Origin of the sequence: Variovorax sp. 350MFTsu5.1, assembly GCF_048302515.1 — a bacterium.
Lineage (GTDB): Bacteria > Pseudomonadota > Gammaproteobacteria > Burkholderiales > Burkholderiaceae_C > Variovorax > Variovorax guangxiensis.
This window is the reverse complement of record NZ_CP157620.1, coordinates 4190379-4204225: the sequence shown is the minus strand read 5'-3', so window position 1 is coordinate 4204225 and position 13847 is coordinate 4190379. Positions and strand designations below refer to the sequence as shown.

Annotated in this window: 13 protein-coding genes; 4 read left to right on the top strand and 9 right to left on the bottom strand. The window is 67.4% G+C overall.

The window, feature by feature from the left end; translation table 11 throughout:
- Window positions 1-133 precede the first annotated feature (133 nt).
- Genes ABL843_RS19125 through ABL843_RS19115 form a run of 3 tightly spaced genes read left to right on the top strand, consistent with a single transcriptional unit; the run spans window position 134 to window position 3219 of the window.
- Window positions 134-838 (top strand): phosphatase PAP2 family protein, encoded by a 705-nt coding sequence (locus tag ABL843_RS19125; RefSeq protein WP_418116884.1) that lies wholly within the window; start codon window positions 134-136, stop codon window positions 836-838.
- Window positions 825-1421, top strand: coding sequence for a phosphatase PAP2 family protein (locus ABL843_RS19120; protein WP_418116883.1), 597 nt, complete (start codon window positions 825-827; stop codon window positions 1419-1421). The genes ABL843_RS19125 and ABL843_RS19120 overlap by 14 nt, the downstream gene beginning before the upstream one ends.
- Before the next feature lie 46 nt (window positions 1422-1467).
- A complete protein-coding gene (locus ABL843_RS19115) occupies window positions 1468-3219 on the top strand; it encodes a phosphoethanolamine transferase (protein ID WP_418116882.1) in 1752 nt (583 codons plus the stop codon).
- A 9-nt stretch (window positions 3220-3228) separates the two neighbouring features.
- Here ABL843_RS19115 and ABL843_RS19110 read toward each other — a convergent pair whose 3' ends face one another.
- The 7 genes from ABL843_RS19110 to eat form a co-directional block, all read right to left on the bottom strand.
- Window positions 3229-3822, bottom strand: coding sequence for a peroxidase-related enzyme (locus ABL843_RS19110; protein ID WP_126021929.1), 594 nt, complete (start codon window positions 3820-3822; stop codon window positions 3229-3231).
- Window positions 3823-3901: 79 nt separating this feature from the next.
- Window positions 3902-5164: a haloacid dehalogenase-like hydrolase gene (locus ABL843_RS19105; RefSeq protein ID WP_418116881.1), complete on the bottom strand. Its 1263-nt coding sequence runs from the start codon at window positions 5162-5164 to the stop codon at window positions 3902-3904.
- Between the two features lie 102 nt (window positions 5165-5266).
- Window positions 5267-6520, bottom strand: a complete 1254-nt coding sequence (locus ABL843_RS19100) for a type II toxin-antitoxin system HipA family toxin (RefSeq protein ID WP_418116880.1) — start codon at window positions 6518-6520, stop codon at window positions 5267-5269.
- Window positions 6510-6785, bottom strand: a complete 276-nt coding sequence (locus tag ABL843_RS19095; protein ID WP_240650619.1) for a helix-turn-helix domain-containing protein — start codon at window positions 6783-6785, stop codon at window positions 6510-6512. The genes ABL843_RS19100 and ABL843_RS19095 overlap by 11 nt, the downstream gene beginning before the upstream one ends.
- Window positions 6786-6904: 119 nt before the next feature.
- Window positions 6905-7711 (bottom strand): ethanolamine ammonia-lyase subunit EutC, encoded by an 807-nt coding sequence (eutC, locus tag ABL843_RS19090; protein WP_126021933.1) that lies wholly within the window; start codon window positions 7709-7711, stop codon window positions 6905-6907.
- On the bottom strand, window positions 7708-9102 hold the full coding sequence (locus tag ABL843_RS19085; RefSeq protein WP_418116879.1) for an ethanolamine ammonia-lyase subunit EutB: 1395 nt from the start codon (window positions 9100-9102) through the stop codon (window positions 7708-7710). The genes eutC and ABL843_RS19085 overlap by 4 nt, the downstream gene beginning before the upstream one ends.
- A 19-nt stretch (window positions 9103-9121) precedes the next feature.
- Complete coding sequence (gene eat, locus ABL843_RS19080; protein ID WP_184636932.1) at window positions 9122-10549, bottom strand: ethanolamine permease; 1428 nt, start codon at window positions 10547-10549, stop codon at window positions 9122-9124.
- Between the two features lie 160 nt (window positions 10550-10709).
- Between eat and ABL843_RS19075 the strand changes: the two genes are divergently transcribed.
- Window positions 10710-11078: an FKBP-type peptidyl-prolyl cis-trans isomerase gene (locus ABL843_RS19075; RefSeq protein WP_221297473.1), complete on the top strand. Its 369-nt coding sequence runs from the start codon at window positions 10710-10712 to the stop codon at window positions 11076-11078.
- A gap of 27 nt (window positions 11079-11105) precedes the next feature.
- On the opposite strand, the gene ABL843_RS19070 is transcribed toward ABL843_RS19075, so the two are convergent.
- Both ABL843_RS19070 and ABL843_RS19065 read right to left on the bottom strand, forming a co-directional pair.
- Window positions 11106-12704 (bottom strand): glucan biosynthesis protein, encoded by a 1599-nt coding sequence (locus ABL843_RS19070; RefSeq protein ID WP_369661772.1) that lies wholly within the window; start codon window positions 12702-12704, stop codon window positions 11106-11108.
- A gap of 191 nt (window positions 12705-12895) precedes the next feature.
- A complete protein-coding gene (locus ABL843_RS19065) occupies window positions 12896-13738 on the bottom strand; it encodes a class I SAM-dependent methyltransferase (protein WP_418116877.1) in 843 nt (280 codons plus the stop codon).
- Between the last annotated feature and the right edge of the window lie 109 nt (window positions 13739-13847).

Below are 13847 nucleotides of genomic sequence, written 5' to 3'. Positions count from 1 at the left end.
TTTCAACGAGAAAAAGAGTCTAGCGTCCCCGGGCTGAAGCAGGCCTTTCAGTCAGGTTCGGTTCATCTTGCTTCAGGCTCGGTTCATTCCGCAAACGTAGGCTCGCGGCTGTTTTTCAGTCCTGCCTTCGTCCATGACTCGTCCGCCCATTTTTCGTCTGGGGGTTTTCACCCTTGTCGCGCTGGTTGCGCTGATGGCCTGGGACGCGACGGGCGGCGATCTGCTTCTGGCACGCATGGCAGGCTCGCAACTCGGTTTTCCCCTGCGCGAGAACCCCTTCATGGTCCACGTCATGCATGAGGGCGCGCGCAACCTCAGCTGGGCGCTGGTGATCCTGCTGTTCGCCGCGATCCGCTGGCCCTTCGGCGTGCTGCGCCGCCTCGATACCGGCTCCCGCGCGCAACTGGCCCTGACCGTGCTCGGCTCGGTGATCGCGGTCAGCATGATCAAGCATGCGAGCCACACCAGCTGCCCCTGGGACCTGCAGGAGTTCGGCGGCGTGGCGCGGTACGTGTCCCACTGGTCGTGGGGCGTGAGCGATGGCGGTCCCGGCGGCTGTTTCCCGGCCGGCCATGCCTCGGCGGCCTTCGCCTACGTGGGCGGGTACTTCGTTCTGCGGCGGGTGTCGGCCCGCGCGGCGGCGATCTGGCTCTGGACGGCCGTGGCCGCGGGGCTGGTGTTGGGCGTGGCCCAGCAACTGCGCGGCGCGCACTACATGAGCCACACCCTCTGGACGGCCTGGGTCTGCTGGACGGTGGGCCTTGTCATCGAGATGGCGGTTGCGCGATTCGGTTCGCGCTCGACCAGCACGGCGGTGCCCGCGCATGCAGGGCCTTGATTTCGCCCTCTTCAGGCTGATCAACGCGAGCGCCACGGTGCCGCCGTGGAGCCTGCGCTTCGCCGAGTTCTGCTCCGACCTGCTGCCGGCCCTGCTGACGCTGGCCATCGGCGTGTGCGCGCTGTTCAGCCGGCGCTGGCGCTATGCGCTGTTCACCGTGCTGCTGAGCGTACTGGCGGCGTGGATCGTCGTGAGCCTTATCCGCATGGTGGCGCCGATCCCCCGGCCCGCCTACTACGGCCTGGGCATCCAATGGGTGCCGCAGGGTGTGCGCCCGGGCTTTCCGAGCATGCACGCGGCCGGCACCTTCGCCGCAGCCTTCGCGCTCTGGTGCCTGCCCTCGCGCGCGCCCATGCTGGCGGCGCTGGTGGTGGCGGCCCTGGTGGCGTGGAGCCGGGTGTACCTAGGCCTGCATTTCCCGTCCGACATCGTGGCGGCGACCATGCTGGGCGCGCTGGTGGCGATCGTGGTGGAGCGGGGCGCCAGCCGGCCGATGAGCCAGGCTGCCTCGGTCGCACTGGTGGCGCGGCGGCGCTCGGCAAGATTGCGGCTGCGCAGGGCGGCGAGTCTGAACACGGACTGAAGGGGCAATTCAGCCTCGCTTCAGGCGGCGTCGTTACATTCGCCGCATGTCTGTTTCACGAATTTCGCCTGTTCCATTGGAACGGGTGGGTACTTCTGAGTCAAAAACGCCACAGTCGCCTCCTTCGGGCGCCCCGTGGACCCGCTTCGACCTCTGGTTGCAGCGTCCGCGCTCGGCCGCCATGGTCGTCCTCTGGCTCAGTCTCTACCTGGTACTGACCACCAACTGGCCGCTGTGGAACGAACTGGCCCGCATCGGCGGCGCTCCCAGCAGTTACATGTCGACCGTGGTGTCGATGAGCCTGCTCACGCTGTGCGGGTCGGCGGCCATCCTGTCGTTCACGGCCTGGTCGCGCTGGATGAAGCCGTTGTGGCTTTTGGTGGTAATCCTGGCCGCGGTGGTGCAGCACTACATGCTCGAATACCGCGTGGTCATGGACCCCACCATGATCGCCAACGCGCTGCAGACCGACCCCAACGAGGCGCGCGACCTGCTGAGCTGGCGCATGGCCTTCAACGTGGCGGTGGTGGTGTTGCCCGCGGCCTGGCTGATCTGGCGCGTGCGCGTCGCGCCGATGCGCTTCCTGCCCAAGCTCGCGCGCAACGTGGGGCTGCTGCTGCTGTCCGTGGCCGTGGCCGTGGGCACGGCAGTGGCCATGAACCGCGAGCTGGCGCCACTGATGCGCAACAACGTGCACCTGCGCTACATGATGAACCCGATCGCATCGCTCTATTCGACGGGTGCGCTCTTCATCAAGCCGCTCTTCAAGCGCAGCGGCAAGCTGGTTTCCATCACCGCCGGAACGGCGCTGGGCGCGAGCTACGCGGCGCAGACCAGGCCGCCGCTCTTCGTGGTGGTGGTGGGCGAGACGGCACGGGCCGACCACTTCGCCCTCAACGGCTACGCGCGCGACACAACGCCGGAACTGGCCAAGCGCGGCGTGCTGAGCTATCGCGAGGTGCGCTCCTGCGGCACCAACACCCTGGCCTCGGTGCCGTGCATGTTCTCGCCGCTGGGCAAGGAGGGCTACGAGTCGCGCAAGGACGACTACGAAACCCTGGTCGACGTGCTGCAGGCAGCCGGCCTGGCCGTGTTCTGGCTCGACAACCAGGCCGGTTGCAAGGGCGTGTGCGAGCGCATTCCGAACGCTTCGGCCTTCGACGGACTCGACGCAGCGACCAAGAAGGCGCTGTGCGACGGCGACGAATGCCTGGACGATGTCATGCTCAAGGGCCTGGACGCGCGCATCGCCGCGCTGCCGGCCGAGCGCCGCGCCAAGGGCGTGGTGCTGGTCATGCACCAGATGGGCAGCCACGGCCCGGCCTACTACAAGCGCTCGGCGCCCGACGTGAAGCGCTTCCTGCCCGAGTGCAAGACCAACGCGCTCGCCGACTGCGGCCATGCCGAGCTGATGAACGTGTACGACAACTCCATCGTTCAGACCGACCGCTTCCTCGGCCAGACCATCGACTGGCTCAAGGCGCAGTCGAAGCAGTACGACCCGGCGATGTTGTACATCAGCGACCACGGCGAATCGCTCGGCGAGTTCGGCCTGTTCCTGCACGGTGTGCCGTACAGCTTCGCGCCCGATGCGCAGAAGCACGTGCCCATGGTCACCTGGTTCAGCGAAGGCATGAGCGAGCGGCGCAAGCTCTCGCGCTCGTGCATGGAAGCGGGGCTCGATGCGCCGCTCACGCACGACAACCTGTACCACACGGTGCTGGGCGTGATGGACGTGACCACGCCGACCTACAAGCCGGCGCTCGACGCGCTGGCCTCCTGCCGCGCCAAGGGCTGAGGCAGGGGCTTATTCGGGGTCTTGCTTCTTCTCGCGGGGCACCCGCCCCATGAGGAAGAACTCGTTGTTCGGCTGCATGCCGCTGAAGCTGGCCAGGCGGTTGCTCAGTCCGAAGAAGGCGGTGATGGCGGCGATGTCCCAGATGTCCTCGTCATCGAAGCCGTGCGCATGCAGCGGCGGGAAGTCGCTGTCGTCGATCTCGTGCGAGCGTTCGCAGACCTTCATCGCAAAGTCGAGCATCGCGCGTTGGCGCGGGGTGATGTCGGCCTTGCGGTAGTTCACCGCCACCTGGTCGGCCACCAGCGGCTTCTTTTCGTAGATGCGCAGCAGCGCGCCGTGCGCCACCACGCAGTAGAGGCACTTGTTGGCCGCGCTGGTGGTGGTGACGATCATCTCGCGGTCGCCCTTGGTGAGCGAGCCTTCCTCCTTGAGCATGAGCGCGTCGTGGTACGCGAAGAAGGCGCGCCACTCGGCGGGGCGGCGCGCGAGGCCGAGGAACACGTTCGGCACGAAGCCTGCCTTCTCCTGCACGGCAAGGATCGCGGTGCGGATGTCCTCGGGCAGGTCCTTGAGTTCGGCGAGGGGGTAGCGGTCTGCGGCCATGTTGTCTCCGGTTCGGGTTGCCTTGATGGGGCCATCATAGGCAAGCCGCGCCGAAGACCCTGCGACCGCTCCCGTTCTCTTACTTGAGCACCTTGCCTTGCGTGGCGCCCAGCGGCGTGTGCAGCTGCGAGCTCACCCACGAGCCGGTGTTGTCGTCCCGACCCTGCAGCAGGTAGCGCGTGTCGGCCTTGCCGTAGTTCTGCACCGCCATGGCGGAGAACCTGCCGATGTCGGTCTTCGGGTCGCGCAGGCGGTTGACGATCAGCACCTTCTTCGTGTCGGCGAAGTCGGCCATCATGTTCTGGTCGCCTTCGCTGTCGCCGGCCACGAAGCTCGGACCGTAGCCGTATTTGCTGACCAGGAAGCGCCGGATGTTCTTCGTCTTGCCCGGGCCCTGCGTCTGGTCGTAGCCGCGGCGGAACTCCGGCTGGATCACGCCCCTGGCGTCGCGCTCCAGCTCCATCGCCAGCACGCGCTCGGGCGGGTTGTTGTAGCCGAAGGCCGGATTCGACGAGATCTCCTTGATCACGTCGACGAAGGAGGCCGAGCACACCCACACGTCGAAGCCGGCGTTGCGGAAGGCGGCGTACAGCTGCTGCATCTCGGGCTGCAGCCGCAGGCCGTTCTTCCAGCTCACCGAGACCACGCCCGCGCGTCCCGGCAGGGCGGATGGCGAAGTCCACTTGACCTTGGCCACGGGCTCCTTCAACTGCCAGGCCACCGTGTCGGCCGTGAGCTTGCGCACCTGCCCCTCGGTCATGCCGGCGAAGAGATAGGTGACCCACGGGTAGGCCGTGTCGTGGTCGAAGGTGTCGCCGATGGCTTCATAGAGATAGCGCACCTTGGTGGTGAAGGCACCGTAGTGCGGGCTCAATGCCACCACGGCCAGCGACTGGTCGCCCTTCAGCCCCTTGTAGTTCTGGTAGAGCCATGTGTAGCTCGCGACGATGTCGGGCACCACCGCGTCGATGTTCACGGCCTGGCCGGCGGCGTTGTTGTAGGCGGGCAGGAAGTCCTTCTTCGGGATGTTCTTGCGCAGCGCCACTTCGAGCTGCGCGGGCGTGGCGCCGAAGACGAGGTTCTCGAGCTGATAGATGAGCGCGGCCTCCTCGATGTCGAGGAAGACGCTGGTGTTGTCCCAGTCGAACACCACGTAGGGCGGCTTCGTGGCGTCATAGCCCGGGCTTGCCTTGCCGACGCTGGCGATCAGGCCCTCGATCTGCGCGCGGTTGAAGGCGTCCCAGTTGCCGGGCGCGAGGCTCTTTGCGGGCGAAAGGCTGGCACATCCGGCGGCGACGAGCGCTGCGGCCATGGGGGTGAGAAGGAGGAGGCGGCGTTGCATGCTTTTCCTGGTTTTGAGCGTTGCAGATTGAGAGAAACCTCAACCTACGCATCAGCTGTGCCAGGCCGTGCCTGATGGCCATGCATTCCGCCGTACGGCGCGCTAAGCCGCGATGCGTTCGGCCTGCTGTTCGACAAAGCCTGCCACCCGCCGCACCAGTGCCACATTGCCGCCGGCAGCCGCCACGCTCGCCGCCGCATGGACGGCAACCGTTTCACCAATAGCCAGGATGACTTCTTCCGCCGCCGCAGCCGATAGCCCGAAGTGCGGCGCTGCCTCGCGCGCCAGGGCGAGGCTCGACGCGTGCTGCCCTGGAAGAATGGCGAGCTCCTGATAACCCGTGTGACCGCCAAGCTGCATGACGAGGTCGAACGCAGGCGCCAGGCGCCACTGTCCGTCGTCGCCGCGCAGCGCGCCGTGGTTCTTGACGTGATCGTCGCTGTTCCCCGCCGCCAGGTTGAACACCAGCCGCCGGAACAATTCGGCCAGGTCCTCTTGTGGCTGCGCGGAGATGCGCCGCAGCAACTGGGCCAGTTCGACATAGCTGCCCCGGCTGGATTCATAAGGCACATCGAGCAGCGCCGACGCCGAGAGATAGTGAAAGCGCCGCTCGTCGGTCACCGGTCCCGCGCGATCGAAGCGCTCTACCAGCAAGGCATGCCCGGATGAGAGAGGCTGCAGCAGGAAGGGCGGTACTGCGATCCCGCAGGCATCGGCCAGCCAGAGCGTGGCTGCTTCGATCACTTCCACGTCGTGGTCGTCACCGCGTGATGCGAACTTGGCGATGCAGCGCCGGCCCTCGTGCACGAACGCTGCCTTGGGGCGCGCGCCGCCCAGGCTGCCGCCGCGCAGCAACAGATGCATGTCGGGGCCGATCTCCAGGCCTTGTTCGATGCGATGCGAGGCTTCGGCGAGTTCCTGGAGCGACCGGAGCGCGACCGGTGGTTCGTCGCTGCGGATGGGCAGGGTTTCGGCGAACACCATCGCGCCGACGCGGTCCTCGTTGGTCAGTAAAAGCGCGTCGATGTCCGAAAGCGGCTTGCCCTGGCGTATTTCGAGCACCTTGCGTCCCCAGCTGTCCGGCAGTGCGTCGCGCAACGTGAGCGGCATGGCGCCACCGTCGCGGATGCGGCTTTCGGCCAGCACGAAGGCGGCGTCGCGCAGCGGCAGGTGCTCGAGGTTGAGCGGTGCAGCTTCCGGGTCTTCGAGGTAGCGCCGGCCGTAGGCGAATTCACCGGATTCCATGACACCACGGCGAACGAGCTTCATCAGTCCGGCCGGTTGCACCTGCGCGCCCGTTCGGTGCGCGAGTCCGACGTAGACACGCCGCTCGACTTCATCGGCTTCAGAAGTCACGCTCGTCCTCCGCGATCACGCCCGCCGCCCCGCGGGTTGCCGACTTGCGCACCCGGCGTTTTGCGGCCAGCCCTGCTGGGGCGGGGGCTACGTTGTCGAGCGAATCGATTTCGCCGAAGAGCCACAGCGCATGGGCAAGCAGGCCGATGCTGGTGCCAGGCTTGCCGGATTCGAGCGCGCGCAGCGTGTTGGGTGAGCACAGCAGCCGCTCGGCCATTTCGGCAACCGTCCATTCGCGATGGATCCTGTGCGCGCGCAGGCGCAAGCCCAGCTGTTCAAGGGGGCGAATGGTGTGCGAAGGCAGGGCCGAGAGGCTGCGGCTGCTTTTTGGCATCAATAAAATGACTGTTAAAAGGCTTAAAAGTCATTTTATTGCATAATTTTCTAACTTGGGAGGCTGCCCGCCCGGCTGATCTCCGGGGTCTCGCGCTGCTCCAGCACCGCAAGGTCGCTCTCGTCCTTGAGCCCCACGCCCGTCAGCCCCCTGCGCAGGGACTCCCGCATGAGCCATGCCAGCTTGAACGCGGCCGCCTCGCTCGACAGGCCCTCGGGCCGCACGTTCGAGATGCAGTTGCGCTCGGCATCGTGCCGCCCGCGCGTGGGCGTGTGGGTCAGGTAGATGCCCAGGCTGTCGGGCGAGCTGAGGCCCGGCCGCTCGCCGATCAGCATCACCGACAGCGCCGCGCCGAACAGCTCACCCACCTCGTCGGCCAGCGCCACACGCGCCTGAGTGGCGATCACCACCGGTGCGAAGCGCGTGCCGGCCGGCAGGTGCGGGCGCAGCGCGGCCAGCAGCGGCACCGCATGGCGTGCCACGGCGAGCGAGGAAAGCCCGTCGCCGATCACCACGCAGACGTCGCAGCCGTAGCGCCGCTCGGCGAGCAGGCGCGTTGCGTCGCTCTCGTCGAGCTGGCGGCCGAGGTCGGGACGGCGCAGGTATTCGGTGCGGTCCGCCGCCCGGCTGCGTGCGCGGGCCACTTCCCAGCGCTGCGCGGTGAGGGCAGCCGCCAGCGCGTCGACGTCGAGCGCGGCATGGATCGCGTCGCGCGCCATCGCGTGCGCCCAGCCGAAGCGCAGCGTCTCGTCGGTGGGCATGCCCGAGCCGGCGCGGCCCAGCGCCAGCCGCGCGGGCGTGGCCGAGCGCCATTGCGACCAGGGGTTGGGGGTGACGGGCGATTCGGGGCTGCTCATGACGTCAGCGCGGACAGCCCGCTCATGTCGGCCAGCAGCCGGTTAGAGGAAGGCGGCGCCAATTTGCCGGCCTCGTCGGTGATCTGCATGCGCTGCAGCCATGCCTCGAACTCCGGCGCGCGCTTCAGGCCCAGCGTGTCGCGCAGGAACAGTGCGTCGTGGAAGGAGGTGCTCTGGTAGTTGAGCATCACGTCGTCGGCGCCCGGAATGCCCATGATGAAGTTGATGCCCGCCGTGCCCAGCAGCACGAGCAGGGTGTCCATGTCGTCCTGGTCGGCCTCGGCGTGGTTGGTGTAGCAGACGTCGCAGCCGATGGGCAGGCCCAGCAGCTTGCCGCAGAAATGGTCTTCCAGCCCGGCGCGGATGATCTGCTTGCCGTCGTACAGGTACTCCGGCCCGATGAAGCCCACCACCGTGTTGATGAGCAGCGGCCTGTAGCGCCGCGCCAGCGCGTAGGCGCGCGCTTCGCAGGTCTGCTGGTCGACGCCGAAGTTGGCGTTGGCCGAGAGAGCGCTGCCCTGGCCGGTCTCGAAGTACATGACGTTGTCGCCCACGGTGCCGCGCTTGAGCGACTGCGCCGCCGCATGGGCCTCGTCGAGCAGTTCCGGCGTCACGCCGAAGGAGAGGTTCGCCTTCTCGGTGCCCGCGATCGACTGGAACACCAGGTCGACCGGCGCGCCGGCTTCGGCGAGCCTGAGCGTGTTGGTCACGTGCGTGAGCACGCAGCTCTGCGTGGGGATCTCGAAGCGCTGGATCACCTCGTCGAGCATGTGCAGCAGGCGGCCCAGCACGGGCATGCTGTCGGAAGCGGGGTTGAGGCCGATCACAGCGTCGCCCGCGCCGTAGAGCAGGCCGTCTAGCGTGGAGGCGGCCACGCCACGCAGGTCGTCGGTCGGGTGGTTGGGCTGCAGGCGCACCGAGAGATGGCCGGGCAGGCCGATGGTGTCGCGAAAGCGCGTGACCACGCTGCACTTCTTCGCGACCGACACCAGGTCCTGGTTGCGCATGAGCTTGGACACGGCCGCGACCATCTCCGGCGTGAGGCCGGGCGCCAGTGCCGTGAGCGTGGCGGTGGTGGCTGCGTCCGACAGCAGCCAGTTGCGGAAGTCGCCCACCGTGAGGTGCGACACCGGCGCGAAGGCCTGCGCGTCGTGGCTGTCGATGATGAGGCGCGTGATGTTGTCGCTCTCGTAGGGAATCAGCGCCTCGGTGAGGAACTGTTTGAGCGGTGTGTCGGCCAGCACATGCCGCGCGGCCATGCGCTGCTGCGCGGTGGCCGCACCGATGCCCGCGAGGTAGTCGCCCGAACGCGCAGGGCTGGCGAAGGCCATGACCTGCCGCAGGTCTTCGAAGGTGAAGACCTGCCCGGCGATGGTGGTGCGATAGAGCATCTTCTGGAGGGGCCCGATGTCAGGAGCCGGTGGTCCGGGAAGACAGCATTTCGTCGGGCGCGGCCGCATCGCGTTGCCCCGATGTCAGCAGGAAGTAGCCGTAGGCGGCGGCCATCAGCACGATGAACAGTAGCGTGAGCATGCCGTTGAACCACACCATCGCGCCCAGGCACACCAAGCCCAGGCCGAAGGCGATGGCCGGAAACACGGGGTAGAAGGGCGCGCGGTAGGTGCGCGGCAGATCCGGCTCGGTGCGGCGCAGCCTGAAGAGCGCGGCCATCGAGATCAGGTACATCACGATGGCGCCGAGCACGGCCATGGTCACGATGTTGGCGGTGAGCGTCTGGCCGCCGAACTGCACCCACTCGTCGCTGAAGATGGCGATGACGCCGATCACGCCGCCGGCCAGCAGCGCGCGGTGCGGCGTGTCGAAGCGCGGGCTCAGGCCTGCAAAGTAGCGCGGCAGGTAGCCCGCGCGCGCCAGCGCGAAGATCTGGCGCGAGTAGCCCATGATGATCCCGTGGAAGGAGGCGATCAGCCCGAACAGGCCGATCCACACCAGCATGTGCAGCCAGCCACTGTTGTCGCCCACCACGGCCTTCATGGCCTGCGGCAGCGGGTCGTTGATGTTGGCGAGCTTGCGCCAGTCGCCCACGCCGCCCGCGAAGATCATCACGCCGAAGGCCAGCACCACCAGCGTGACGATGCCCGTGGTGTAGGCGATGGGAATGGTGCGGTGCGGATCTCGTGCCTCCTCGGCCGCCATGGCCGCGCCCTCGATGGCGAGGAAGAACCAGATCGCGAACGGGATCGAAGCGAAGATGCCCGCGACGGCCGCGCCGTTCAGCACGCTGCCGCCGGCCCAGCCGTTGGCCACGAAGTTGGCCATGGTCCAGCCGGGCGTGACCACGCCCATGAACACCAGCAGTTCGACGATGGCCAGCACTGTCACGAAGAGCTCGAACGCCGCCGCGATGCCCACGCCGATCCAGTTGAGCCCGATGAAGATCACGTACGCGCCGAGCGCGAACCACTTCGGGTTGATGCCCGGGAACTGCACGTTGAGATACGCGCCGATGGCCAGCGCGATGGCCGGCGGCGCGAAGACGAATTCGATCAGCGTCGCGAAGCCCGCGACGAAGCCACCGCTGGGACCGAAGGCGCGCCGGGCGTAGGCAAAAGGACCACCCGCGTGCGGGATGGCGGTCGAGAGTTCGGTGAAGCTGAAGATGAAGGTGGTGTACATGGTGGCCACCAGCACAGTGGCGACCAGGAAGCCGAGCGTGCCGGCCGTGTTCCAGCCGTAGCTCCAACCAAAGTACTCACCGGATATGACGAGGCCCACCGCGATGCCCCAGAGCTGAACGGGGCCGAGCACTTTCTTGAGATGGCCTGTGCCTGCGGGGGCAGGCGATGCGGCCGTGCCGGCGGCAGTGGTGGAGTTCATGCGACTTCCTCTCTTCGTGAATGTTGACAGTGCACATTCGCCAAAGCAAGGGTTGTTCCACCGTGGGCCTGCATGGCCGCTGGCCATAATCGAGGTCTCTCAATCCTCGAGGTGTTCCGTGAAGTCTCTTTTCTGTGCCGCCCTGGTTTCCTTCGTTGCCATGCCCGCCGCGTTCGCGCAGTCCGCGCCCGTCACCACGCCGAGCGGCCTGGTCTACCAGTCGATCAAGGAAGGCACCGGCGCATCGCCCGCGGCCACCGACGTGGTCAAGGTGCACTACCGCGGCACCTTCCCCGACAGCGGCAAGGAATTCGACAGCTCCTACAAGCGCGGCGAGCCCACCGAGTTCCCGCTCAACGGCGTGATCCCGTGCTGGACCGAAGGCGTGCAGAAGATGAAGCCGGGCGGCAAGGCCAAGCTGACCTGCCCCCCGTCGATCGCATACGGCTCGCGTGGCGCCGGCGGCGTGATCCCGCCGAACGCCACGCTCAACTTCGAAGTCGAGCTGATCTCCGTCTCGAAGCGCTGAGGCTTCGAGCCGCAGCGCTCGAAGAAATCAACCTGGCTGGTACTGGTACAGCCAGGTCTCGGTGAGCGTCTGGTCGCCGTTCTTCAGGTACATGCGCATGTCGATCGGCTCGTTGCCCTCGGGCGTGAAGTCGAACTGCGCGCGCCAGTGGCCGGGCACGCCGTTGGGCACGGCCTCGGCGAAGACGTACGAGAACTTGCCGCGCGCGGCCGTCAGCACCACCTCCGGCTTCACGCCGAAGGGCACGGTCGTAAGCGGCTGGCCGATGAACTCCACCATGAACTTGCGCACGCCCTGCGGCCGCGGCTGCCCCGGCTGGCCGCCGCGGCCGATGCGCGTGGCCACGCAGCGCGCGAGCGGCGATGGAAAGGGCTCCTGGTCGGTCCAGTGCAGCCGGTACTGCAGGCTGTAGCTGGCGCCGGCCTTCGCGTCGGCCTTGGGCACCCAGAAGGCGACGATGTTGTCGTGGATCTCGTCGTCGGTCGGGATCTCGATGAGCTGCACCGAGCCTTCGCCCCAGTCGCCCAGCGGCTCGATCCACAGGCTCGGGCGCTTCTCGTAGTTCACGCCGTCCTGGTAATGGTCGAAGGCGCGGTCGCGCTGCAGCAGGCCGAAGCCGCGCGGCTTCGTATCGGCGAAAGCCGAGGCGCGCGTCTGCGAGGGGTTGTTGAGCGGGCGCCAGATGCGCTCGCCCGCGCCGTTCCAGATCGCGAGGCCGTCGGAGTCGTGCACCTCGGGGCGCCAGTCGATGGCGGTGGGCTTGATGGTCTCCGAGTACCAGTACATCGAGGTCAGCGGCACCAGTCCCAGGCGGGCCACGTCCTTGCGCACGAAGATGCGTGCGTCGATGTCCATGATGACGGCCCTGGTGCGCTGCATGACGAACTTGAACACGCCCGTCACGCTCGGCCCTTCGAGCAGCGCGTAGACCGTCATCGACGTCGTGTTGTTCGCGGCCGGCGTCTCGAAGTAGAAGCGCGTGAAGTTCGGGAACTCCTCGGGCCGGTCGGGCACCGCCACGTCGAGCGCGATGCCCCGCGCCGACAGGCCGTACTGGTAGAGCTCGCCGATGGCGCGGAAGTAAGAGGCACCCAGGAAGGCGACCCAGTCGTTCTTCTGCCAGTCGAGCTTGCCCTGGTCGCCCAGTCGGCTTTCCTGCAGGCGGAAGCCGGCGAAGCCCGCGCCCGGCGGAAGCGAGCGCGCGGGGCTGTCGGGCGGCATCGAGAAGTAGGAGGGGCTGTAGAGCACCTCGCGCGAGAAGGCGTCGCCGTCGGTGTTCTCCAGCACGTTCATGCGCACGGGCGTCTGGAAGAAGCGCCCGAGGTGGAAGAAGGTGACCGGGAACGCGCCCGGCCCGTCGCGGAAGAGTGCGTTGGCCGGGTCGAACTTGATCTTGCCGTGCGCGTCGTAGTCGATGCGGTCGAGCACCTCGGGTGCCAGCGGCGCCGGGGCGGCGTAGGGCTTGCCGGCCAGCGCCTTTGCCTGCGCGACCAGCGCGTCGAAGGAGAAGGGCGTGGGCTGGCTCAGTTGCAGGCCGTTGGCGGCGAGGGCCTCTTCGGGCAGTCCGAGGGCGGCGAGTGCGGCAGCGGCACCGCCGGCGGCAAGGAAGGATCGGCGATCAAGCATGTGGTTCTTGAGGGTTGCGAATCTCTTGGGGGAGGAAAAAGGGAGAGGAAAGAAGGTCTGCTGCGGAAACGATATGGCATTTTCCGCGACCGTACACACCCCCGAAGCTTGGCGCTTTCCGTTCCCGGCCCGCGTCAGCCGATCCGCGCAGCGCGCGCCGGACAAAACCGGCAATCCGCAAAATTGTGCGTTTATGTATCCGCGGCATCCGTCGCCTGCAGCGCGTAGAGCGCATAGAGCGGCACGCCCAGGAACAACATGACCATCGGTGCGAACAGCGTGTAGGGCAGGCCGAAGCCTTCGAGCACCCGGTAGGTGCCCTCGAGGCTCAGGCGCGGATGGGGCTGCGTCAGCTCGGCCGTGCGGCGGATGCCCCACTTGAACTCGGCCCCGGTCACGCGAACCGACGGATGCTGCCTGCCGCGCCCCACCGCCAGCCAGCACATCGCGTCGAAGGCCAGCACCGAACCCGCCGGCGCGCGCTCGCCGAAGGTGGCGAGTACCGCCTCGACTTGCGCGGGCTCCAGGTACATCAGCACGCCCTCTGTGAAGAGAAACACCGGCTGCGCGCTGCGTTTGCGCGGCAGGCCCAGCTGCTCCCACCAGCCGGTGGTGGTGAGGTCGAGCTCGCGCAGGTCATGGCGTTCGCCGGGCTCGGGAAGCAGCTCGTGGCGCAGCTCGAGCACCTCGGGCAGGTCGGCATCGGTCATGCGGGACTTGCCGTCGTCCAGCCACTGGAAGTAGTGGCTGAGGCCGCAGCCCATGTTCACGATGCGCGCACCGGGGTGCAGCTTGAGGAAGTCCTGCGCCAGGCTGCGGAAGCGCCGGGTGCGCGAGAGGATGCCGTAGATGGTGGCCCGGTCTTCCGGGAGCGGGTCGCCCTCGTCGCGGATCTGTTCGAGGATGCCTGCGGCGTAGGCATCGCGCACGGCCACCTGCGGGAACATCGTGTCACCCGAGGCTCGCGCGGCCAAGGGAATCCGCAAGGTGGAAGGAACGGCGGACAGGCGGCGGACGGATTTGCGGGTGGTCATGAATGCTGGAGCGGCGCTTCGCGCAAAGTCTGGCCGCTCCGGCACCACGGGGCAAGTCAGTCTTTGGTTGCGGTCGCCGGTGCGTGCCGGGCATGAATGTGGCCCCGCG

Bases quoted from the DNA above. Each gene is read 5' to 3' on its own strand.
- ABL843_RS19125 (WP_418116884.1), top strand. From the start codon at position 134: ATGACTCGTCCGCCCATTTTTCGTCTGGGGGTTTTCACCCTTGTCGCG.
- ABL843_RS19120 (WP_418116883.1), top strand. From the start codon at position 825: ATGCAGGGCCTTGATTTCGCCCTCTTCAGGCTGATCAACGCGAGCGCC.
- ABL843_RS19115 (WP_418116882.1), top strand. From the start codon at position 1,468: ATGTCTGTTTCACGAATTTCGCCTGTTCCATTGGAACGGGTGGGTACT.
- ABL843_RS19110 (WP_126021929.1), bottom strand. From the start codon at position 3,822: ATGGCCGCAGACCGCTACCCCCTCGCCGAACTCAAGGACCTGCCCGAG.
- ABL843_RS19105 (WP_418116881.1), bottom strand. From the start codon at position 5,164: ATGCAACGCCGCCTCCTCCTTCTCACCCCCATGGCCGCAGCGCTCGTC.
- eutC (WP_126021933.1), bottom strand. From the start codon at position 7,711: ATGAGCAGCCCCGAATCGCCCGTCACCCCCAACCCCTGGTCGCAATGG.
- ABL843_RS19085 (WP_418116879.1), bottom strand. From the start codon at position 9,102: ATGCTCTATCGCACCACCATCGCCGGGCAGGTCTTCACCTTCGAAGAC.
- eat (WP_184636932.1), bottom strand. From the start codon at position 10,549: ATGAACTCCACCACTGCCGCCGGCACGGCCGCATCGCCTGCCCCCGCA.
- ABL843_RS19075 (WP_221297473.1), top strand. From the start codon at position 10,710: ATGCCCGCCGCGTTCGCGCAGTCCGCGCCCGTCACCACGCCGAGCGGC.
- ABL843_RS19070 (WP_369661772.1), bottom strand. From the start codon at position 12,704: ATGCTTGATCGCCGATCCTTCCTTGCCGCCGGCGGTGCCGCTGCCGCA.
- ABL843_RS19065 (WP_418116877.1), bottom strand. From the start codon at position 13,738: ATGACCACCCGCAAATCCGTCCGCCGCCTGTCCGCCGTTCCTTCCACC.